The sequence below is a fragment of the Microbacterium azadirachtae genome, from assembly GCF_000956545.1.
Lineage (GTDB): Bacteria > Actinomycetota > Actinomycetes > Actinomycetales > Microbacteriaceae > Microbacterium > Microbacterium azadirachtae.
Genome location: NZ_JYIT01000079.1, coordinates 79513 through 97624, shown reverse-complemented (window position 1 = coordinate 97624; position 18112 = coordinate 79513). Strand labels below are relative to the sequence as shown.

General features: G+C 72.4%; 24 protein-coding genes. 10 read left to right on the top strand and 14 right to left on the bottom strand.

The features are described from left to right. Positions 1 to 118 precede the first annotated feature (118 nt). Positions 119 to 2248 (top strand): MMPL family transporter, encoded by a 2130-nt coding sequence (locus RL72_RS11565; RefSeq protein WP_082072336.1) that lies wholly within the window; start codon positions 119 to 121, stop codon positions 2246 to 2248. Here the strand turns inward: RL72_RS11565 and RL72_RS11560 are convergent. Further along, a complete protein-coding gene (locus RL72_RS11560; protein ID WP_045250992.1) occupies positions 2172 to 2960 on the bottom strand; it encodes a helix-turn-helix transcriptional regulator in 789 nt (262 codons plus the stop codon). The two genes, RL72_RS11565 and RL72_RS11560, sit on opposite strands and share 77 nt — an antisense overlap. Positions 2961 to 3099: 139 nt before the next feature. Here RL72_RS11560 and RL72_RS11555 point away from each other — a divergent pair, with 139 nt between their 5' ends. Then, complete coding sequence (locus RL72_RS11555; RefSeq protein ID WP_045250991.1) at positions 3100 to 3894, top strand: class I SAM-dependent methyltransferase; 795 nt, start codon at positions 3100 to 3102, stop codon at positions 3892 to 3894. A gap of 176 nt (positions 3895 to 4070) precedes the next feature. Here RL72_RS11555 and RL72_RS20120 read toward each other — a convergent pair whose 3' ends face one another. Together RL72_RS20120 and RL72_RS11550 are read right to left on the bottom strand one after the other, a co-directional pair. Further along, the gene (locus RL72_RS20120; protein WP_169748234.1) at positions 4071 to 4235 is read right to left on the bottom strand and encodes a hypothetical protein; all 165 of its coding nucleotides are present in this window, start codon (positions 4233 to 4235) and stop codon (positions 4071 to 4073) included. A gap of 113 nt (positions 4236 to 4348) precedes the next feature. Then, positions 4349 to 4603 carry a hypothetical protein gene (locus RL72_RS11550; protein WP_045250990.1) on the bottom strand — a complete coding sequence of 85 codons (255 nt, stop codon included), beginning with the start codon at positions 4601 to 4603 and terminating at the stop codon, positions 4349 to 4351. A gap of 198 nt (positions 4604 to 4801) precedes the next feature. Between RL72_RS11550 and RL72_RS11545 the strand changes: the two genes are divergently transcribed. Further along, positions 4802 to 5674 (top strand): SDR family oxidoreductase, encoded by an 873-nt coding sequence (locus RL72_RS11545; RefSeq protein WP_082072335.1) that lies wholly within the window; start codon positions 4802 to 4804, stop codon positions 5672 to 5674. Positions 5675 to 5737: 63 nt separating this feature from the next. Then, positions 5738 to 6199: an FHA domain-containing protein gene (locus RL72_RS11540; RefSeq protein WP_045250988.1), complete on the top strand. Its 462-nt coding sequence runs from the start codon at positions 5738 to 5740 to the stop codon at positions 6197 to 6199. On the opposite strand, the gene RL72_RS11535 is transcribed toward RL72_RS11540, so the two are convergent. The 3 genes from RL72_RS11535 to RL72_RS11525 all read right to left on the bottom strand — a co-directional run bounded on the left by RL72_RS11535 (position 6196) and on the right by RL72_RS11525 (position 7359). Then, positions 6196 to 6417: a hypothetical protein gene (locus RL72_RS11535; protein WP_045250987.1), complete on the bottom strand. Its 222-nt coding sequence runs from the start codon at positions 6415 to 6417 to the stop codon at positions 6196 to 6198. The two genes, RL72_RS11540 and RL72_RS11535, sit on opposite strands and share 4 nt — an antisense overlap. Before the next feature lie 26 nt (positions 6418 to 6443). Next, entirely contained in the window at positions 6444 to 6899 is a 456-nt protein-coding gene (locus RL72_RS11530) for an SRPBCC family protein (RefSeq protein ID WP_169748233.1), read from the bottom strand. A gap of 85 nt (positions 6900 to 6984) precedes the next feature. Continuing rightward, positions 6985 to 7359 (bottom strand): DUF7882 family protein, encoded by a 375-nt coding sequence (locus RL72_RS11525; protein ID WP_045250986.1) that lies wholly within the window; start codon positions 7357 to 7359, stop codon positions 6985 to 6987. A gap of 169 nt (positions 7360 to 7528) precedes the next feature. Here RL72_RS11525 and RL72_RS11520 point away from each other — a divergent pair, with 169 nt between their 5' ends. Next, entirely contained in the window at positions 7529 to 7867 is a 339-nt protein-coding gene (locus tag RL72_RS11520; RefSeq protein ID WP_045250985.1) for a DUF7882 family protein, read from the top strand. A 17-nt stretch (positions 7868 to 7884) separates the two neighbouring features. On the opposite strand, the gene RL72_RS11515 is transcribed toward RL72_RS11520, so the two are convergent. Next, positions 7885 to 8250: a hypothetical protein gene (locus tag RL72_RS11515; protein WP_045250984.1), complete on the bottom strand. Its 366-nt coding sequence runs from the start codon at positions 8248 to 8250 to the stop codon at positions 7885 to 7887. 120 nt (positions 8251 to 8370) lie between these two features. Further along, complete coding sequence (locus RL72_RS11510) at positions 8371 to 8892, bottom strand: DUF6328 family protein (RefSeq protein ID WP_045250983.1); 522 nt, start codon at positions 8890 to 8892, stop codon at positions 8371 to 8373. Positions 8893 to 9045: 153 nt separating this feature from the next. Here RL72_RS11510 and RL72_RS11505 point away from each other — a divergent pair, with 153 nt between their 5' ends. After that, on the top strand, positions 9046 to 9306 hold the full coding sequence (locus RL72_RS11505) for a DUF7218 family protein (protein ID WP_045250982.1): 261 nt from the start codon (positions 9046 to 9048) through the stop codon (positions 9304 to 9306). A gap of 32 nt (positions 9307 to 9338) precedes the next feature. Here RL72_RS11505 and RL72_RS11500 read toward each other — a convergent pair whose 3' ends face one another. After that, the gene (locus RL72_RS11500; protein ID WP_045250981.1) at positions 9339 to 10064 is read right to left on the bottom strand and encodes an aminoglycoside 3'-phosphotransferase; all 726 of its coding nucleotides are present in this window, start codon (positions 10062 to 10064) and stop codon (positions 9339 to 9341) included. A gap of 22 nt (positions 10065 to 10086) precedes the next feature. Next, entirely contained in the window at positions 10087 to 10452 is a 366-nt protein-coding gene (locus tag RL72_RS11495; RefSeq protein WP_045250980.1) for a DUF488 domain-containing protein, read from the bottom strand. Positions 10453 to 10581: 129 nt separating this feature from the next. On the opposite strand from RL72_RS11495, the gene RL72_RS11490 reads away from it, so the two are divergent. Both RL72_RS11490 and RL72_RS11485 read left to right on the top strand, forming a co-directional pair. After that, positions 10582 to 11343: an SDR family NAD(P)-dependent oxidoreductase gene (locus RL72_RS11490; RefSeq protein WP_045251021.1), complete on the top strand. Its 762-nt coding sequence runs from the start codon at positions 10582 to 10584 to the stop codon at positions 11341 to 11343. 52 nt (positions 11344 to 11395) lie between these two features. After that, positions 11396 to 12238, top strand: a complete 843-nt coding sequence (locus RL72_RS11485) for an SDR family oxidoreductase (RefSeq protein ID WP_045250979.1) — start codon at positions 11396 to 11398, stop codon at positions 12236 to 12238. A gap of 61 nt (positions 12239 to 12299) precedes the next feature. On the opposite strand, the gene RL72_RS11480 is transcribed toward RL72_RS11485, so the two are convergent. Continuing rightward, on the bottom strand, positions 12300 to 13067 hold the full coding sequence (locus RL72_RS11480) for an ankyrin repeat domain-containing protein (protein ID WP_045250978.1): 768 nt from the start codon (positions 13065 to 13067) through the stop codon (positions 12300 to 12302). Positions 13068 to 13173: 106 nt separating this feature from the next. On the opposite strand from RL72_RS11480, the gene RL72_RS11475 reads away from it, so the two are divergent. Then, entirely contained in the window at positions 13174 to 14544 is a 1371-nt protein-coding gene (locus RL72_RS11475) for an NAD(P)/FAD-dependent oxidoreductase (RefSeq protein WP_045250977.1), read from the top strand. Positions 14545 to 14589: 45 nt separating this feature from the next. On the opposite strand, the gene RL72_RS20115 is transcribed toward RL72_RS11475, so the two are convergent. Continuing rightward, the gene (locus tag RL72_RS20115) at positions 14590 to 15123 is read right to left on the bottom strand and encodes a ribosomal protein L7/L12 (protein ID WP_169748232.1); all 534 of its coding nucleotides are present in this window, start codon (positions 15121 to 15123) and stop codon (positions 14590 to 14592) included. Positions 15124 to 15233: 110 nt separating this feature from the next. Between RL72_RS20115 and rlmN the strand changes: the two genes are divergently transcribed. After that, complete coding sequence (gene rlmN, locus RL72_RS11465) at positions 15234 to 16487, top strand: dual-specificity RNA methyltransferase RlmN (RefSeq protein WP_045250975.1); 1254 nt, start codon at positions 15234 to 15236, stop codon at positions 16485 to 16487. 140 nt (positions 16488 to 16627) lie between these two features. Here the strand turns inward: rlmN and RL72_RS11460 are convergent, their stop codons facing one another. Continuing rightward, on the bottom strand, positions 16628 to 17104 hold the full coding sequence (locus RL72_RS11460; RefSeq protein ID WP_045251020.1) for a SixA phosphatase family protein: 477 nt from the start codon (positions 17102 to 17104) through the stop codon (positions 16628 to 16630). A 55-nt stretch (positions 17105 to 17159) separates the two neighbouring features. Beyond that, on the bottom strand, positions 17160 to 18071 hold the full coding sequence (locus RL72_RS11455) for a LysR family transcriptional regulator (RefSeq protein ID WP_045250974.1): 912 nt from the start codon (positions 18069 to 18071) through the stop codon (positions 17160 to 17162). Positions 18072 to 18112 lie beyond the last annotated feature (41 nt).

Here is an 18112-nt window from a genome sequence, read left to right as displayed (position 1 = left end):
GAGGGGGCCGCGTTCGGCGTTGCGAGGCTGCCCCGGATCCGGTCTCGTCCCTTCGATCGATCTTTCGATCAACCTTGTGCACGATGTCACGCGGACCCTGCGGCGATGGACTGGAGGCATGTCAGAACCTGCCGCGCGCCCGCGCCTCTCCGACGTGCTGACCTCGCGCCGCGGCGCGTGGGTCTCGCTCGGTCTCGTCCTCGTCCTCCTCGTACTGCTGTTCGGCGCCTTCGGCTCGGCCAAGGCGCCCGGTGGCAGCGCACAGGCCCCGGCCGACGCCGAGTCGACGAAGGCGGCCGCGCTGCTGTCGGAATTCCCGAACGCCGACCGCCAGTCCGTGATCGTCGTCGCCTCGCGTGACGACGGGACGGAGCTGAGCGCTGCGGATCTGGCCGGGCTGAAGCAGCTGATGCCGTCGCTGCGCCCCGTGGCGGCCGCCGACCCGACCGGTCCTCTGGTGAGCGAGGACAAGAAGGCCGGCGCGATCGTCGTGCCGATCACGGTGGGCGCGAGCAATGCCGACACGGCGAAGGTCATCGCGGCGCTGCGGGCGGACACGGCCGCGCACGCCCCGGACGGGCTGACCCTGCAGGTGACGGGCGGCCCCGCGTTCGGCGCCGACATCGCCTCCTCGTTCGAGGGGGCCGACTTCACGCTGCTCATCGTGACGATCCTCATCGTCGCCGTGCTGCTCATCGTGACCTATCGCTCGCCGATCCTGTGGCTGATCCCGCTCGTGGTCGTCGCCCTCGCCGACGGGCTCGCCGGCCGGATCACCGCCGCGGCCGGATCCGCCTGGGGCCTGCAGTTCGACGCGGGGATCATCAGCGTGCTGGTGTTCGGCGCGGGCACCAACTATGCCCTCCTGCTGATCTCGCGCTACCGCGAGGAGCTGCAGCGCGAGACCGACCACCGGCGCGCTCTGAGCACCGCCTGGCGCCGGACGGCGCCGGCGATCGTCGCGTCGAACGTGACCGTGGTGCTCGCCCTGCTGACCCTGGTGCTGGCGGTGATCCCCGGCACGCACGGGCTCGGCGTCTCGAGTGCGATCGGGCTCCTGATCGCGCTCGGCACGGTGCTGTTCCTGCTTCCGCCGCTCCTCGCCGTGTGCGGGCGCGGCGTGTTCTGGCCGTTCGTGCCGCGTCCCGGCCAGGAGCGGCGGCAGGGACGGGCCTGGCGGGCGGTCGCCGGCGGTGTCGCGCGACGACCCCGTGCGGGACTGCTCGCCGGAGCGGCACTGCTCGCCGTGATGGCGGCGGGCCTCGTCGGCACGACGGTCGGCCTCGACCAGGTGGAGAAGTTCCGGGTGCCGTCGGAGTCGGCGGCAGGACTCGAGGTGTTCTCCGCGCACTTCCCGCCGGGGGAGGCCCAGCCGGTCCTGATCGTCGCGGACACGACGAAGGCGGACGACGTCGTGGCTGCGGCGAAGAGCGTCGAGGGAGTCGTGCGCGTGCAGCCGGTCGGCGTGACCGAGGACGGCGACCTCACGAAGATCAGGGTGACGGGGGAGTACGCCCCCGGATCCGGTGCCAGCCTCGACCAGATCCGCGCGCTGCGCACCGCCGTCCACGCCGTGCCGGAGGCGCACGCCGTCGTCGGCGGGGCGGTGGCGACGGATCTGGACGCTCGCAGCGGCAACCAGCAGGATCTGCTGCTCGTCGCGCCGCTCGTGCTGCTGGTCAGCTTCCTGGTGCTGCTGGTGCTGCTGCGCTCGCTCGTCGCGCCGGTGCTGCTGCTCCTGGTGAACCTCGCCAGCGCGGTCGCCGCGATCGGTGCCGGGGCCTGGCTCAGTCGGGTGCTGTTCGGCCAGCACGCGCTGGATCTGCAGGTCCCGCTGCTCGCGTTCCTGTTCCTGGTCGCGCTGGGGATCGACTACACGATCTTCCTGGTGCACCGCGCGCGGGCGGAGGCCGCCGTGCACGGCACCCGTCAGGGCATGGTCGAGGCGATCGCGCACACGGGCGGCGTGATCACGAGCGCCGGCATCGTGCTCGCGGCGGTGTTCGCCGCGCTCGGCGTGCTGCCCCTCGTCACGCTCGGCCAGCTCGGACTGATCGTCGGCGTCGGCGTGATCGTGGACACCCTCGTGGTGCGCACCGTGATCGTGCCCGCGATCTTCGCGCTCGTCGGCGACAGGATCTGGTGGCCGGGCCGGCGGCCGGGATCCGGCCTCAGAGGGCGGGCAGCCAGAGCGTCATCCGCACGCCGTCCTCCGGCAGGTGCAGCACCTCGTAGCGCCGCGCGCTGACCGTGCCGTCGGCACCGCGGACGTGCGTGATGTCGCCGCGCCGGCGCTGCACCAGATGGCCGCTCCACCAGGTGCGGAACAGGGGGCTGGCGGCGCCGAGCTCGGCGACGAGCGCGACGAGCTGCGGATCCTGCAGGTCGTCCACGTTCGCGGCGCGCAGGTGGGCGACGGCCCCGCGGGCCAGCTCCTCCCACTCCACGAACGTCTCGCGGGCGCGCGGGTCGAGCAGCAGCGACCGGCAGGTGTTGCGCTGGGCCGGAGGCAGGTCGGCGAGTCCCTCGTGCAGCGCGAGCCCCTCGGGGTTGGCCGCCACGACCGTGCTGAGCCGATCCAGCACATAAGCCGGGTTGGGGCGCACGGCATCGACCAGCAGCGCCATGCGGGCGATCAGGCCCTCGTCGACCGCGGGCGCGGCCGGCGATTCGGTGCGGGCGGTGGCGGGGTGGGCGTCCCGCAGCCGGCGCAGGTGGTCGGCGGCGTCCGGGTCGAGCTGCAGCGCACGGGCGAGCGCGTCGAGCACCGCATCGCTCGGATGGGTCTCGCGGCCCTGTTCGAGGCGCGTGTAGTAGTCGGCGCTGATGCCCGCGGCGGTCGCGACCTCCTCGCGGCGCAGCCCGGTCGTGCGGCGGCGGCCGCCGGTGCGCGGCGCGTCGGCCTGCAGCCGGGCGTCGGTGCGCCGGGCGCGGAGGAAATCGCCGAGTGCGTTCGACATCCGCAGCCTCCGGGAGCTCGGGAAGACAGGATCCGCGTCGCGCGGGAGGGTGCGGCGCTCCTAGGAAGACTACGGTCTTCCGCACGGCTCCTCGAACCGGGACGCTGAGGACGAACGCCCCTGACCCGGAGGAGACCCGATGGCCGGCTACACCCATGGACACCACGACTCGGTGCTGCGATCGCACCGCTGGCGCACGGCGCAGAACTCGGCGGCGCACCTGCTGCCACACCTGCGCCCGACCGATCGCCTGCTCGACGTGGGCGCCGGGCCCGGCACGATCACGGCGGATCTCGCAGAGCGGGTGGCCGAGGTCGTCGCCACCGAGGTCGGCGAGGCCGAACTGGATCTGAGCCGCGCCACCGCCGCCGACCGCGGCGTGCACAACATCGAGCTCCACGTCGCCGATGTGCACGCGCTCGACTTCCCCGACGACAGCTTCGACGTGACCCATGCGCATCAGGTGCTGCAGCACGTCGCGGATCCGGTGCAGGCGCTGCGCGAGCTCGCGCGCGTGACCAGGCCGGGCGGGATCGTCGCGGTGCGCGACAGCGACTACGGCGGCTTCCAATGGTGGCCGGCCGTCCCGGCGCTGGACGAGTGGCTCGCGCTGTACTACACGGCGGCGCGCGCCAACGGCGGCGAGCCCGACGCGGGGCGACGGCTGCTGTCCTGGGCGCACGCCGCGGGCCTCACCGACGTGGTGGCGACCTCGAGCACCTGGTGCTACGCGAACGAGGAGGACCGCGCCTGGTGGGGCGGCATGTGGGCGGATCGGATCCTCGGCTCGGCGATCGCGCCGCAGCTCCTGGACTCCGGCGCCGCGACGCCCGCCGACCTGCAGCGCGTCAGCGACGGCTGGCGGGAGTGGGCGGCATCGGACGATGGCTGGATCTCGCTGCTGCACGGAGAGATCCTCTGCCGGGTGAGCTGACAGCGGCGCGGATCCGGCCCGCTGCGGGCGGTGCGGAAGATGGAAAACGTCGCTTGCGCGAGGGCCGGGGCGACGTTTTCCATCTTGCACGGGGTGGAGGGCCGTCCTGCGGGGGCTAGAGGGCTTTCTCGTTGAGCCTGACGGTCATCGGCGGCTCCTTCCGTGTCCGGCGTCGGTCAGGGCGTGCGGCTGCCGGTGAGCGACCGGATCAGCCAGGCGATCACGGCCAGGACGAGCAGCACCAGTCCCACCCACAGCAGGAAGTTCAGCGACTGCACGAGACCACCGGTGATGGCCAGGATGACCGCCACCACGATGATGACGATGAAGAGGATGTTCATGACGGACTCCTTCCGCGGCACACGGGTGCGGCCGCTCGACCACCGTAGGCACCGACGCGTCGCACGGCCCAGGGGCTTGACGGCGGGGGCCTCGGGATGGCAGGGGTCGCGGATCAGGCGGGCTCGCGCGCCGGATCCGCCGCGGAGAGCGTGCTGCGCACGGCCTCGAGCACGTCGGCGACCGTCGCGAACCGGCGCCGTCCGGTGACGGGCCGCAGCCAGACGACGTCGACCTGATCGACCGACACCCGGCTCACGCACGCGACGGTGTGCCGCGCGTCGGTGGACTCGTATCGGTCATCGAGGATCAGCCACTCGCTCTCGGTGAGCCGGCGCATCTCGAATCGGGGGCCTGTCATCGTCGACATGTCTTTCCCATCGCTCCCCGGAAGGCTCTCCTGCGCGCACGGGGAAGTCACGGCCCTTGACAGCGGCTGTGCAGGGGGATACCGCGCGGGAGGAGGGATGTTCGCCGGGATCGGGGTCTGTAGGCCGTACGGCCGCGAGCGTCAAGCCCCTGTGTCAGGAAAGCCCGTCGGAATAGCGTGCCGCGCATGAGCCACAGGATGACCGACCCCAGGACGAAGTATCCGCCGCTTCCGGACCCGCCGGATCCGCACACCGATCAGCCGGGCCTGTTGGAGGAGACCGAACCGCGCCCGGACCACGGCGAGGAGACGTACCGCGGCTCGGGCCGCCTGCCCGACCGCCACGCACTGATCACCGGGGGCGACTCCGGCATCGGGCGCGCCGTCGCGATCGCGTTCGCCCGCGAGGGGGCCGACATCGCGATCAGCTACCTGCCCGAGGAGCAGGCGGACGCGGAGGAGACGGCGGAGTGGGTCCGCAAGGCGGGCCGTCAGGCCGTGCTCCTGCCGGGCGACCTCACCGAGGAGCAGCAGTGCGAGGACGTGATCGCGGATGCCGCGGAGAGCCTTGACGGGCTCGACATCCTGGTGCTGAACGCCGGCTACCAGCGCAGCCGCGGCGAGGTGGACGAGATCCCGACCGAGGAGTTCGACCGGGTCATGCACACCAACCTGTACGCGCCGTTCTGGCTCGCGCAGGCCGCGCTGCCGCACCTGCGGCCGGGGTCGTCGATCATCGCGACGACGTCGATCCAGGGATACGACCCCTCGCCCGGGCTGTTCGACTACGCGCTGACGAAGGCGGCGCTCGTCTCGTTCGTGCAGACGCTGGCGGAGCAGCAGGGCCCGCACGGCATCCGGGTGAACGGCGTGGCGCCCGGACCCATCTGGACCCCGCTGATCCCCGCGACGGGCTGGCCGGACAAGCTGCCCACGTTCGGCGAGGACACCCCGCTGGGCCGCGCGGGCCAGCCGGCGGAGCTCGCCGGCGCCTACGTGTTCCTCGCCTCGGAGGACGCCTCCTACGTCTCCGGCGGCATCATCCCCGTCACCGGCGGCCGGCACCTCTGACCAGCGCCGCGCACCGCCCCCGACCAGACCGCCCGATGCGGCGACCCACGGAAGGAACAGGACATGGACGACACCCAGGAGCAGACCGGCCCTACCACCCACGCGGACTGGGGTGCGGGACACCCCCGGCTGCTGGTCTCCTCTCGAGAGAGCCGGTCGGTCTACGACATCCCGGTCGACGGGGCGACGATCGGCTCGGCCCAGGAGTGCGATCTGCGGCTCCCGGGCGCCGACCCCGTGCACGCATCGATCCGGCACGACTCGCGCGACGAGTACGTGCTCACGATGCAGGGACCGGGTGAGACCAGCGCGAACCTGGAGAAGTCGCAGGACGAGGAGCGTCGCGGCGACGAGATCCTGCGCACGGGCGCGCGGTTCACGATCGGGCCGTGGCGTCTCGTGTTCATGCGCGACGAGTTCGCCGACCACGGGCGCCCGTTCGGCGGACGCGAGGGCGGCGAGTTCTCCGATCAGCAGCTCCAGGAACCGCGGCCCGACTATCCGGATTCCTCGCCGGCTAGCTAGTCGACCATCTCCTGCTGGGTGCGGATGAACCGGCGGTCGCCGTCGCTGAGACGCGCGGACGGGTCGACCGTCGTGCCGGTGATCCGCTCGATCTCCTCGCGCACCTCGTCGACCACGACGCCGTCCTCTGCGTCCTCGAGCAGCTGCTTGGCGTGGGCCGACAGGCGCGGCCACCAGTGATGGATCTCGGGCAGGACCGGGACCTCGGGATTCGACATGACATGCTCCTTTCGTGACGGACCGCTCACCACGGAACGGGGGGCTCGATCGCCGGAGCGTCCTCGACGCGCTGCGTGAATCGCGCCAGGTCGCGCTCGGCGATCTGGCGATCGATCCCGAGCCGCGCCCCGGTGCGCTCCAGGAACGACTCCGGCACCCAGGCGAGCCGCAGCTCGAGCCGGGTGCGGTCGGACGTCAGCCGCGTGAACATCACGATCCCGTTGTGCTGCCGGCCGGTGTCGCTCGTCCAGCTGATCTGCTGGTTCGGGATCTCCTCCACGGTGGTGGCGTAGAAGGAGCGACGCAGCCCGCCGACGCGCGCATCCCAGTGCGTCACGTCGTCGTCCACGCGCTCGACGCGTTCGACGCTGGGCAGCAGATCGGGCAGGTCGTCGAAGTCGGTCCATCGCCGGTACACCTCGTCGACGGGACGGTCGATATCGACGACCGCATCCATCGTGCTGATCATGATGCTCCTCATGCCGGCACGGTACGGCGCGCCGGGTCTTCGCGCCCGGGGGTTCCGGTGCGCGCCGCCGGAACGTATGATCCCGGGGCGTCCCGGGTCAGGAGCTCGAGGAGGCCGCGTCAGTCGAGGGGGCCTCCGAGGCCGTGCCTTCCGAGGGCTCGTGACGCCCGCGCAACACATGCTCGGGCATCAGCGCGATGCCGCCCGACGTGTTCGCGGAGTTGGCGAGATCCTGGATCAGCGCAGGATCCAGCTCCGGCGCGACGGGCTCGTCGAAGACGAACCGCAGCGGGATCGCCGGATGCAGCCAGATCGTGGTGCGCCCGGTGGGTTCGCCGTCGCCGTGCTGGAAGGAGAGCGTGAAGCTCTCGTTCCGGCGCAGCTTGGTCGCGATCACGACCTTCAGGTGCGCGAGGACGCCGTCCTCGATGCGGATCGGGGTCTCCGCCCCGCCGTAGTAGATGACTCCCACTGCGGATCTCCTGTCGGTGGCCTGTCTTCCATTGTGTTCCGCGCGTTCGCGCGCGTGTAGCACGGGCGCGGCGCGTGCGTCGAGGGGCTGCCGGGCGGTGCCGTGCCGCACCATGATGAAGGGTGGGGATGGCGTGTGCGCGGGGCAGGACGAGGAGACCAGAAGAGACATGGGCAGGTTCAGCTACGAAGGCCAGACGCACGTCGACCTCGACGATCGCGCGCTCGCGCATCTGCAGATGGTGGTGGCCAACAAGCTGCGTCGCGGCGAGCCGTTCTACTTCACGTGGAAGGACGATCCGAGCATCGGGCACGGCCGTACGTCCGTCTGGGTGCACCCGGGCTGCACGATGGTGTTCACCTATCACGGGGGTCGGCGCCCGCCGCTCAACCGGATCTGGATCGAGGCCCTGAGCCAGCTGGCGAACACGCCCGCGGGCCTGCGCCTGATCCCGGAGCCCTCCCAGGTCGACGAGATGCAGTTCGACGAGGGCGGCCACCTCCAGTAGTGCACCCGGCGGAGCCGTCAGTCCGGCGGCTCCGCCGTGCCCGCGGCGCCCGTGCCCGACGCGCCGGTGCCGACGGTCCCCTCCGAGGTCCCGTCGCCCGAGGCCCCGTCGTGCCCGGTGCGCCGCGGGCTCTTCGCCGGCTCGGCGTACGGATCCTCGCCCTGCTTCGCGTAGGGGTCGTCGGTGTCGCCTCGGCGCGCGTGCGGGGTGTCGGCGGGCGGCTGCCGGTCGGCGCCCTCGTCGTGACGAGGCTCGTCGCCATCGCCCTCGGCGCCCTCTTCGACGCGCTCGCGGTCGGCCTCCTCGTCCGTGCTCGCCGGCTTCTCCGGCCGCGGGTGATGCACGTTCGGCGGCAGCTGGCCTTCGTCCGAGATCTCGCTCATGTCGCTCTCTCCTCCCGGCTCCTGTTCCGTCAGGGGCCGTGATGCTGTGCCCAGGATCCGCGACGCGGCGGATCACCGCGAGGGCCTTGACAGCGGCGATGGATCCGTCTGCGTGAACGTTCACGCGTGCCGGGGGCGCCGCGCGCGCGAATGGACGGGGAGCGTCCAGACGAGCACGCCCGCGACGAACGCCACGATTCCGGCGACGAGCGCGGCGACGCCGCCGAGCACCACGTCGAAGATGAAGACGGCCACGCCGATCGCGAGCAGAGTGACGAGCAGGAGCAGCGCGATGAGGATCCGCGAGCCCGACGCGACGAGCCGCCGGTCAGGGTCGCGCTCCGGGAGTCTGCGGTGCTGCACGACGGGCAGGAGCCCGAGCAGCGTCGCGACGCACGCGAGGACGACCAGCACCAGGTAGATCCCCCTGGCATGCCCCGGCAGCTTCGCGAAGGTCTGCTGGAACGCCACGGACAGCAGGAAGCCGGTGATGATCTGCGTGCCGGTCTGCGTGACGCGCACCTCCTGCAGGATCCGCTCCCAGCGCCGGGAGACGTCCTCCTGCGAGGCCTGCGAGGCCTGCGAGGTCGCCTGCGTCGCGCGCGTCGCGGGCGGGCGCGAGGTGTCCGTGTGGTCCTCCATGGGGTCAGCGTCGTGCGTCGCGCCGCCGGGCCGCCACCGTCTTGACGTGCGCCGCGCGGCGTGGCAGGGGGGCAGGCCGGCTTTGTCAACCCCTGTGCCCGGGTTCGCCGCGCGTGCCTACCGTGGCCCCTCCACGAGAGGAAGGAGTGCACCATGCCCCGTCAACCGGAGCTCAAGGATCCCGAACTCTACGAGAAGCTGCGCGATGAAGGGAACTCGAAGGAGAAGGCCGCGCGCATCTCGAACGCGGCGGCGAAGGAGGGGCGCGGCGCGGTCGGACGACGCGGCGGCGAGTCGGGCTCGTACGACGACTGGACCGTCGAGGACCTGCGGCACCGGGCCAAGGAGCTCGGACTGCACGGCTACTCCGGCAAGCGCAAGCAGGAGCTCATCCGCCTGCTGCGCGACCACTGAGGCCGCCTCCGCGCCTCCCGGATCCGGATCCGTCAGGTCGCGTTCCAGAGATCGCGGTAGTAGGCGAGGCGCTCCGGATCCGGGGCGACGCCGTAGGCCTCGATGAGCAGTTCCTCGTACCCGGGCCCGTAGTTCCACTCGGTGCTCATCGAGGCGACCGCGATGTCGGCCCATCGGTCCGCGACGCCGAGCGCGGCGAGGTCGACGTGCGCGACGCCGCGGCCCCGGTCGTCCAGCAGGGTGTTCGGCACGCATGCGTCGCCGTGGCAGACCACGAGCCGGTCGACCGGCGGCCGTTCGTGCAGCGCCGGCGGCACGACGACTCCGCGCCGGGCGGCGTTCGCGAGTCGCTCGGGCACGTCCCAGCTCCACGGGCACTGCGCCGCGGGGAGCGCATCGTGCAGGGCGCGCAGGGCGGCGCCGACGCCGCGCACCGCCGCCTCCGGGCGCGCGATCCAGTGCGGCTCCACCGCGCTGCGCCCCGGGAGCGCGGCGGTCACGAGCCATTCGTGGCGCTCGTCCTCGCCGTGCGCGAGCACCGCGGGCACCCGCGTCCACGTGCGCGCCCACACCATCCGCTCCGCCTCGGCGCGCATGGTGCTCTCGAGATGGCGCGGGCCCCACTTGATGAACCGGCCGTCATCGGTGCGGAACGTGAGCCCGCCGATCCCGTTCTCCCACACCGGCGTGAGCGCCGCGGACCCGGCGAGCGCCCGCACCCGCTCCGGCACGGGCAGGTCGACGGCCGGGATGCTCATGGATCCATCCTGCCGGTGAGCATCAGTCGCCGAGCGCGGCGCGCAGCGCCTGGGTGAGCACCACGGCGTGGTTGTGCACCGGGTCGTGCGCGGCGTAGACCAGCGTCACCACCGGCTGCGGGCGGAGCGTGTCCGCGAGCGCGGCGAGGGCGGGAGCCGCCTCGTGCGCGAGCTCGTCGCGGTACCGGTCGGCATACGCCGCCCACTCCGTCGGAGGGGCGTGGTGCCAGGCGGTGCGCAGCGGCGGCGACGGCGCCGTGTCCTTCGCCCACAGGTCGATCGCAGCGCGCTCCTTCGAGACGCCCCGGGGCCAGAGCCGGTCCACGAGCACGCGGAACCCGTCATCCGGGGCCGTGGCGTCATAGGCTCGCTTGAGACGAATGTCCATGTGCTCAGCAAACACCCGCTTCGCCGTCCGCGCGAATGCGGATCCGCGTCTCCGTGAGACGCAGACTCACGTAAACTGAGACTCAGTTGCAGGTTTGACGGAACAGTGCTGTTCCAGAAGGAGGGGCTGATGCAGATCGCAGGATCCGGAGCTCTCGTCACCGGTGGCGCCTCGGGGCTCGGCCTCGCCACCGCCCGTCGCCTCGCCGCCGCGGGGGCGACCGTCACCATCGTCGACCTGCCCTCGTCGCAGGGCGCGGACATCGCCGCGGAGCTCGGCGGCGTCTTCGCCCCGGCCGACGTCACCAGTGCCGAGGAGGTCGCGGCGGCCGTCGCCGCCGCGCAGGCCGCGGCCCCGCTGCGCATCGTGGTGAACTGCGCGGGCATCGCGCCGCCCGCGAAGGTGCTGGACCGCGACGGCAACCCGGCCGATCTCGCCGCCTTCGAGCGGATCATCCGGATCAACCTCGTCGGCACGTTCAACGTCATCTCGCAGGCCTCCGCCGTCATCGCGGCGAACGAGCCCGCCGAGGGAGGGGATCGCGGGGTCATCGTCAACACGGCCAGCGTCGCGGCCTTCGACGGGCAGATCGGACAGCCGGCGTACTCGGCGTCCAAGGGCGGCGTGCACGCGATGACGCTGCCGATCGCCCGGGAGCTCGCCCGCTACGGGATCCGCGTGTGCACGATCGCCCCCGGGATCATGGAGACGCCGATGCTCGCGGGCCTGCCGCAGGCGGCGCAGGACTCCCTGGGCGAGCAGGTGCCGTACCCGGCCCGTCTCGGTCGTCCCGACGAGTACGCGTCGCTCGTGCAGCAGATCGTCGAGAACGGCTACCTCAACGGCGAGACGATCCGCCTCGACGGCGCCATCCGCATGGCCCCGAGATGACCGGATCCGCACCCGCGGCGCACGGCGAGACACCCACGAACCCGAGGAAGACATGACCGAGAACAAGCCCCTCGCGGGGAAGACCATCCTGATGTCGGGCGGCAGCCGGGGCATCGGCCTCGCGATCGCCCTCCGGGCGGCCGCCGACGGCGCCAACATCGCGCTGCTCGCGAAGACGGACACCCCGCATCCGAAGCTCGAGGGCACCGTGCACTCGGCGGCGGAGCAGATCCGCGCAGCCGGCGGCCAGGCGCTGCCGATCGTCGGCGACGTGCGCGACGACGAGAGCGTGATCGACGCCGTGATGAAGACGCAGGGCGAGTTCGGCGGCATCGACGTCGTCGTCAACAACGCGAGCGTGATCGATCTGTCCGGATCCCTCGACCTGGCCGCGAAGAAGTACGACCTGATGCAGGACGTCAACGTGCGCGGCACGTTCATGCTGTCGCGCGCGGCGGTCCCGGTGCTGAAGGACGCCCCGAACCCGCACATCCTCTCGCTCTCGCCGCCGTTGAACCTCACGCCGCGCTGGCTGGGCGCGCACACGGGCTACACGCTGGCGAAGTACGGCATGACGATGACGACCCTGGGTCTCGCGGCCGAGTTCGCCGACGCCGGCATCGCCGCGAACACGCTGTGGCCGCGGACCACGATCGCGACGGCCGCGGTGCAGTTCGCGCTCGGCGGCGACCGGATGATGAAGGTCAGCCGCACGCCCGAGGTCTACGCCGACGCCGCCTACGCGGTGCTGACGAAGCCCGCGCGCGAGTACACCGGCCAGACGCTCATCGTGGAGGACGTGCTCGAGGCCGAGGGGGTCACCGACTTCTCCCGCTATGCGGCCGTGCCCGGCACCCCCGACGACCAGCTGTTCCCGGACATCTTCCTGGACTGAGCATCGAGGATCCGGCCTCCCGAGCACGCGGAGCAGCCGGATCCTCCGCCGTCCGTCCGGATCAGGCCGCGTCGATCGCCGCGACGATCTCGCGGTAGCCGCGCGAGGCGGCGAGGTCGCGCGGCAGCACGCCGTCGCCGTCGCGGATCGTGACATCGGCGCCGCCGGCGACGAGCGCGCGCACGATCTCGGCGTACACGGCCGAGCCGTCGCCGAGCACGATCGCCTCGTGCAGCGCGGTCCAGTGCAGGTTGTTGACGTGATTCGGATCCACGCCCGCGGCGAGCAGGATCCTGACGGTCTGTAGATGGCCGCGCTCTGACGCGGGGATCAGCGCGGTCCCGCCGTAGCGATTCGTGCTGCGCAGATCGGCCCCGTGCGCGAGCGTCGCGCGCAGGATCTCGTCGTGGCCGCGCGCACCCGCAGAGAGGTACGCCGAGTCGACGATGTCGTCCTTGGCGTTCACGTCCGCGCCGGCGTCGATGAGGGCGAGCGCCGCCTCGATCCGGTTCCCCTTGGTGGCGGCGACGAGCGGCGTCATCCCTCCCGCGCCGCGCGCCTCGAGGTCGGCGCCGGCGGCGATCGCCGTGCGCACCGCGTCGGCGTCTCCGGCGGACGCGGCGTCGAACAGGCGGGAGTTCAGGGTGGTCATCTCGGCCTCGGTTCTCGATGCGGCAGGGGACGGGGCTGCGGTCGCCGGCGGTGTGCTGGTGACGGTCGCGAAGGGCTCCGTGGCCGTCGTCGTGCATCCGGCGAGCAGCACCGCGGCAGCGCCGAGCCCGGCGACCGCGCGGGCGGCGCGGGTGCGGGAGGACGCGGAGGAGGGCATATAAATGGTATACCACTTGAGTCCGCGTCTCGGCTGAGGGCGGGTCCGTAGAATCGAGCGGATCCGGCGACGTCGCCGATCGCGACCCGACGAAGGAAACCCTCGCATGCTCAACGGAGACGTCTCGCACTGGTGGCACGAGATCGGCGCGCCGACGCCGCGTCCGGAGCTCCCCGGCGATCTGACGGTCGACGTGGCCGTGGTGGGCGCGGGGTACACGGGTCTGTGGACCGCGTACTACCTGAAGAAGGCGCGTCCGGCGCTGCGGATCGCGGTCATCGAGCAGCGGCATGCCGGGTACGGGGCCTCCGGCCGCAACGGCGGGTGGCTGACGAACTCGATCACCGGAGGGCGGGAGCGGTACGCATCCGGTCACGGTCGCGACGCCGCCGAACGGTTCCAGCGGGCGATGAACGAGACCGTCGACGAGGTGATCCGGGTCGCCGCTGCAGAGGGCATCGATGCGGACATCGTGAAGGGCGGCGAGTTCACGGTCGCCCGCACGCCCGCGCAGGAGGCGCGGCTGCGTGCCTTCGCCGCGGAGGAACGGGCGTGGCGGCACACGGACCTCACGGTGCTCGAAGCGGCGGAGGCGACGGCGAGGATCGCCGTGCGCGACACCCGCGCGGCGGTGTGGCATCCGCACGCCGCCCGGATCCAGCCCGCCCGGCTCGTGGCGGGACTCGCGGACGCGGTCGAGCGCCTCGGCGTCGAGATCTACGAGCGCACCACCGTGCAGGAGATCGCGCCGCGCCGGCTGACCACCGACCACGGCACGGTCGCGGCGGAGCACATCGTGCGCGCCACCGAGGGCTTCACCGCGAACCTCAAGGGCCTGCACCGGGTGTGGCTGCCGATGAACTCCTCCCTCATCGCGACCGAGCCGCTGCCCGCCGCCGTGTGGGACGAGCTGCGCTGGAGCGGCGGCGAGGTGCTCGGCGACTTCGCGCACGTGTACATGTACGCCCAGCGCACCGCGGACGACCGGATCGCGATCGGAGGCCGCGGCAAGCCCTACCGGTACGGATCCCGCACCGACACCGACGGCAGGACGCCGCTGTCCACGGTGCAGACGCTCGAGGGTATCCTGCACCGGTTCTTCCCCGCCACGGCCGGCGCCGCGATCGAGCACGCCTGGTCGGGGGTGCTGGGGGTGCCCCGCGACTGGGCGGCCACGGTCGGCCTCGACCGGCGCACCGGCATCGCCTGGGGCGGCGGCTATGTGGGCACCGGGGTGACGGCGACCAACCTCGCCGGGCGCACGATCGCCGACCTCATCCTGGAGCACGACTCCGAGATCGTCGGGCTCCCCTGGGTGAACCACCGGGTGCGCCGGTGGGAGCCCGAGCCGCTGCGCTGGATCGCGACGACGGGCCTGTACGCCGCGTACGGCATGGCCGACCGGGCCGAGGCGGCGGGAAGGGCGACCACCTCGCCGATCGCCCGCATCGCCGACGTCGTCACCGGGCGGCACTGAGCACGGCGCGATCGGCGCCTTCGGCCGGATCTCCTCCGTGCGCGATCAGCGCCAGGCGTCGACGGCGTCCTTGGAGTCCTTCAGGCCGAGACCCGTCGCCTCGCGCAGCAGCTTGATCGCCGAGATCTTCTGGTCCGCGGCGACCAGGCGGCCGATCTCTGCGCGCACCTCGGGGGAGAGGCGTGCCAGCGCGTCGGACGCCGACCCGGCCTGCGGGTACGGCGGCGTGACCGCCGGGCGGACGGCAGGGGCGGACGGCGTCCATGTGTCGATCCGGTCCTTCGCCTCGCGCAGGGAGAGCCCGCTCGCCTCGCGGAGCACCTTGATCGCCGAGATCCGCTGCTCGGCGGCGACCAGTGCGTCGATCCGGGCGGTGACCGCGGGCGTCAGCGCGGCCGGCGGCGCCGGGCGCGGATCGCGCGCTGACAGCGGCCGGGCGGGCGATGCGAGGGAGGGCGCGGCCACGCCCGCGTCGAGCGGCCCCGGCGCCTTCGGGCGGATCGCGCGCATCGTCGTGACGATCACGACGAGCAGGGCGGCGATCACGACGGCGAGAAGGATCCAGATCCACAGCTCCATGCCGCCAGGGTACGGGGCCGTGGCGGCGCGCGCCTCCAGCGGTCCGTCGTGCACCCGTCAGGACACGGCATCCAGGACCTTCGCACCTGCAAGGCCCTACCCTGGAAGACATGTCCGACACTCCTGCGTCCGCCCGCTCCGGCGCGCCCGCGAAGCGCACCGCCCAGGTGCGCCCCGCCACCGAAGGATGGACGCAGAAGAAGGACGCCGAGGGGCGTCCGCTCCTGCAGTTCGCCAGTCCCAAGCGGGGCAAGCCGCCCGTGCACCTCGCCGACCTCACGCCTGCCGAGCGCGTCGAGAAGGTGAAGGAGCTGGGACTGCCCGGCTTCCGCGCGAAGCAGCTCGCGACGCACTACTTCACGCACTACACGTCGGATCCCGCGCACATGACCGACCTGCCTGCGGGGCAGCGAGACGAGCTCGTCGCCGGCATGCTCCCGCCGCTGCTCACCGAGGTGCGACGTCTGGAGACCGACCGCGGTGACACGATCAAGTTCCTCTGGCGGCTGCACGACGGTGCGCTCGTCGAGTCCGTGCTGATGCGCTACCCGGGCCGCATCACGCTCTGCGTGTCGAGCCAGGCCGGCTGCGGCATGAACTGCCCGTTCTGTGCCACCGGGCAGGCGGGACTCACGCGCAACATGTCGACGGCGGAGATCGTCGAGCAGATCGTGCGCGCGAACCGCCTCATCGCCGAAGGCGGGCTGGGCGGCAAGAAGGCCGACGACCATTCGATGGAGCGCGTCAGCAACATCGTCTTCATGGGCATGGGCGAGCCGCTGGCCAACTACAAGCGGGTGATGGACGCCGTGCGCGTCATGATCGCCCCGCAGCCAGAGGGGCTCGGCATGAGCGCCCGCGGCATCACCGTGTCGACGGTCGGGCTCGTCCCGGCCATCAACAAGCTCGCGGACGAGGACATCCCGGTCACCTTCGCGCTGTCGCTGCACGCGCCGGACGACCAGCTGCGCGACGAGCTCATCCCGGTGAACTCGCGGTGGAAGGTCGACGAGGCGCTCGACGCCGCACGCGGCTACTTCGAGAAGACCGGCCGCCGGGTCTCGATCGAGTACGCGCTCATCAAGGACATGAACGACCACCCGTGGCGCGCCGACCTGCTGGCGGAGAAGCTCAACGCCCGCGGTCGCGGCTGGGTGCACGTGAACCCGATCCCGCTGAACCCGACGCCCGGATCCATCTGGACCGCGTCGGAGAAGGACGTGCAGGACGAGTTCGTGCGTCGCCTCAACGACGCCGGCATCCCCACGACCCTGCGCGACACCCGCGGCAAGGAGATCGACGGCGCGTGCGGCCAGCTCGTCGCCACCACCGAGGACGAGGCCGCCGCCGCCGCGATGGCCTGACCCGGGTCCGGGCTCGCGGCCGGCCGTCTCTGGCCGTCCACTTCCGCCGAAACCCCCGCAGAGCGCCGAAACCTCCACGCCGGTGCGTGGCCGTAGGGGGGGTCTGGGTGCGACGTGGGGGTTTCGGCGGATCCGGGGCGTCAGTCGTGCGGGGTGCGCAGGCGGCGCAAGCGGCCGGATCCCTCGATCAGCTCGGCCCAGGATCCGATGTCGATCGTGCATTCGGCGACCGCGCAGGTCGGGAACTCGACCCAGGATCCGGTCAGCTCGGCCACCGCGTCCGTCATCCCGGGGTTGTGGCCGACGAGCATCGCGACGTCCGCGTCGTCGGGCAGGGCGGCGGCGACCCGCAGGATCCGTGCGGCGTGGGCCGCGTAGAGGTCGGGCTCCTCGACCACCGGGAGCGCGAAGGCCGCCGCGTACTCCTCGGCCGTCCGCCGGGCGCGGACGGCCGTGCTCGAGACGACGCGCTGCAGGCTCACGCCCTCGTCGCGCAGTCGCCGGGCCATCGCGGGGGCGTCCCTGAGGCCGCGCGCGTTCAGCGGCCGGTCGTGATCGCGCAGGCCCGCCACGTCCCAGTCGGACTTGGCGTGACGGGCCAGGAGCAGGGTCTTCATGGACACCAGAGTGCCACCGCGCACTCGCCCGCGCACGCCGATCGGGGCGCCGCGGTCAGCGCTCGCCGAGGAGCTGCGGGCGGATCTCGCGGAGCCGGGCCTGCAGCGCCTCCAGGAACGCCGCGATCGCCGGCTGGTTCAGCGCCTCGGGGCGGGCGATGAGCCAGTAGGGCAGCCGTTCGTCGATCCGGTCGGGCAGCACACGCACGAGGTCGTCGTGACGGTCGGCGAGGAACGCGGGGAGCAGCCCGTATCCGGCTCCGCCGCGCGTCGCGTCGACGTGCACGTAGACGTTGGTGCTCGCGACCGAGTCCACCATGCCCGGCACCGCCCGGCGTGCGTCGTCCAGGGAGTCGACGTGCAGCATCGACTCGATGAAGTAGACGAGCGGCTGCCCCGCCAGCTCGGCAGGATCCTGCGGAGCGGGATGCGTGCGCAGCCACTCTCGGCTGGCGTAGAGGCCGAGCGCGTAGTCGGCCAGGTGGATCGCGCGGGCGCGGCGCACCTGAGGCCGCCCGACCACGACCTCCAGATCCGCGCCCGTGCGCTGCTGGGAGGCCTGCCGAGTCGAGGTGATGATCTCGAACGAGACGTCGGGATGGATCCTGCGCAGCGCCGCCATCGCCGGGGCCGCCACGAAGCCGCTGAACCCGTCCGTCGCGGAGAGCCGGATCAGGCCGCCGATGCGGCCGCCGTCGCGATCGTCGAGCCGGCCGAGCGCCCGCTCCACGCCCTCGGCCGCGGCGAGTGCGCGCGAGCCGAGCGGGGTGAGCTCCCAGCCCGCGCCCTCGCGGGAGAGCACGCGGCCGCCGAGCTGGGTCTCCAGCGCCGCGATGCGCCGGGCGACGGTCGTGTGGTTGAGGCCGAGTTGCTGGCCGGCGCTCGTGAACCGGCCGCTGCGAGCGACGGCGAGCAGCACCAGGAGGTCGTCGGCGCTGAGCGGCGGTGCGGGGAAGTGCGCGTCCATATGTGCAGTTTTGCATAGCTGGCTCTCTTCCCGGCGTGCAC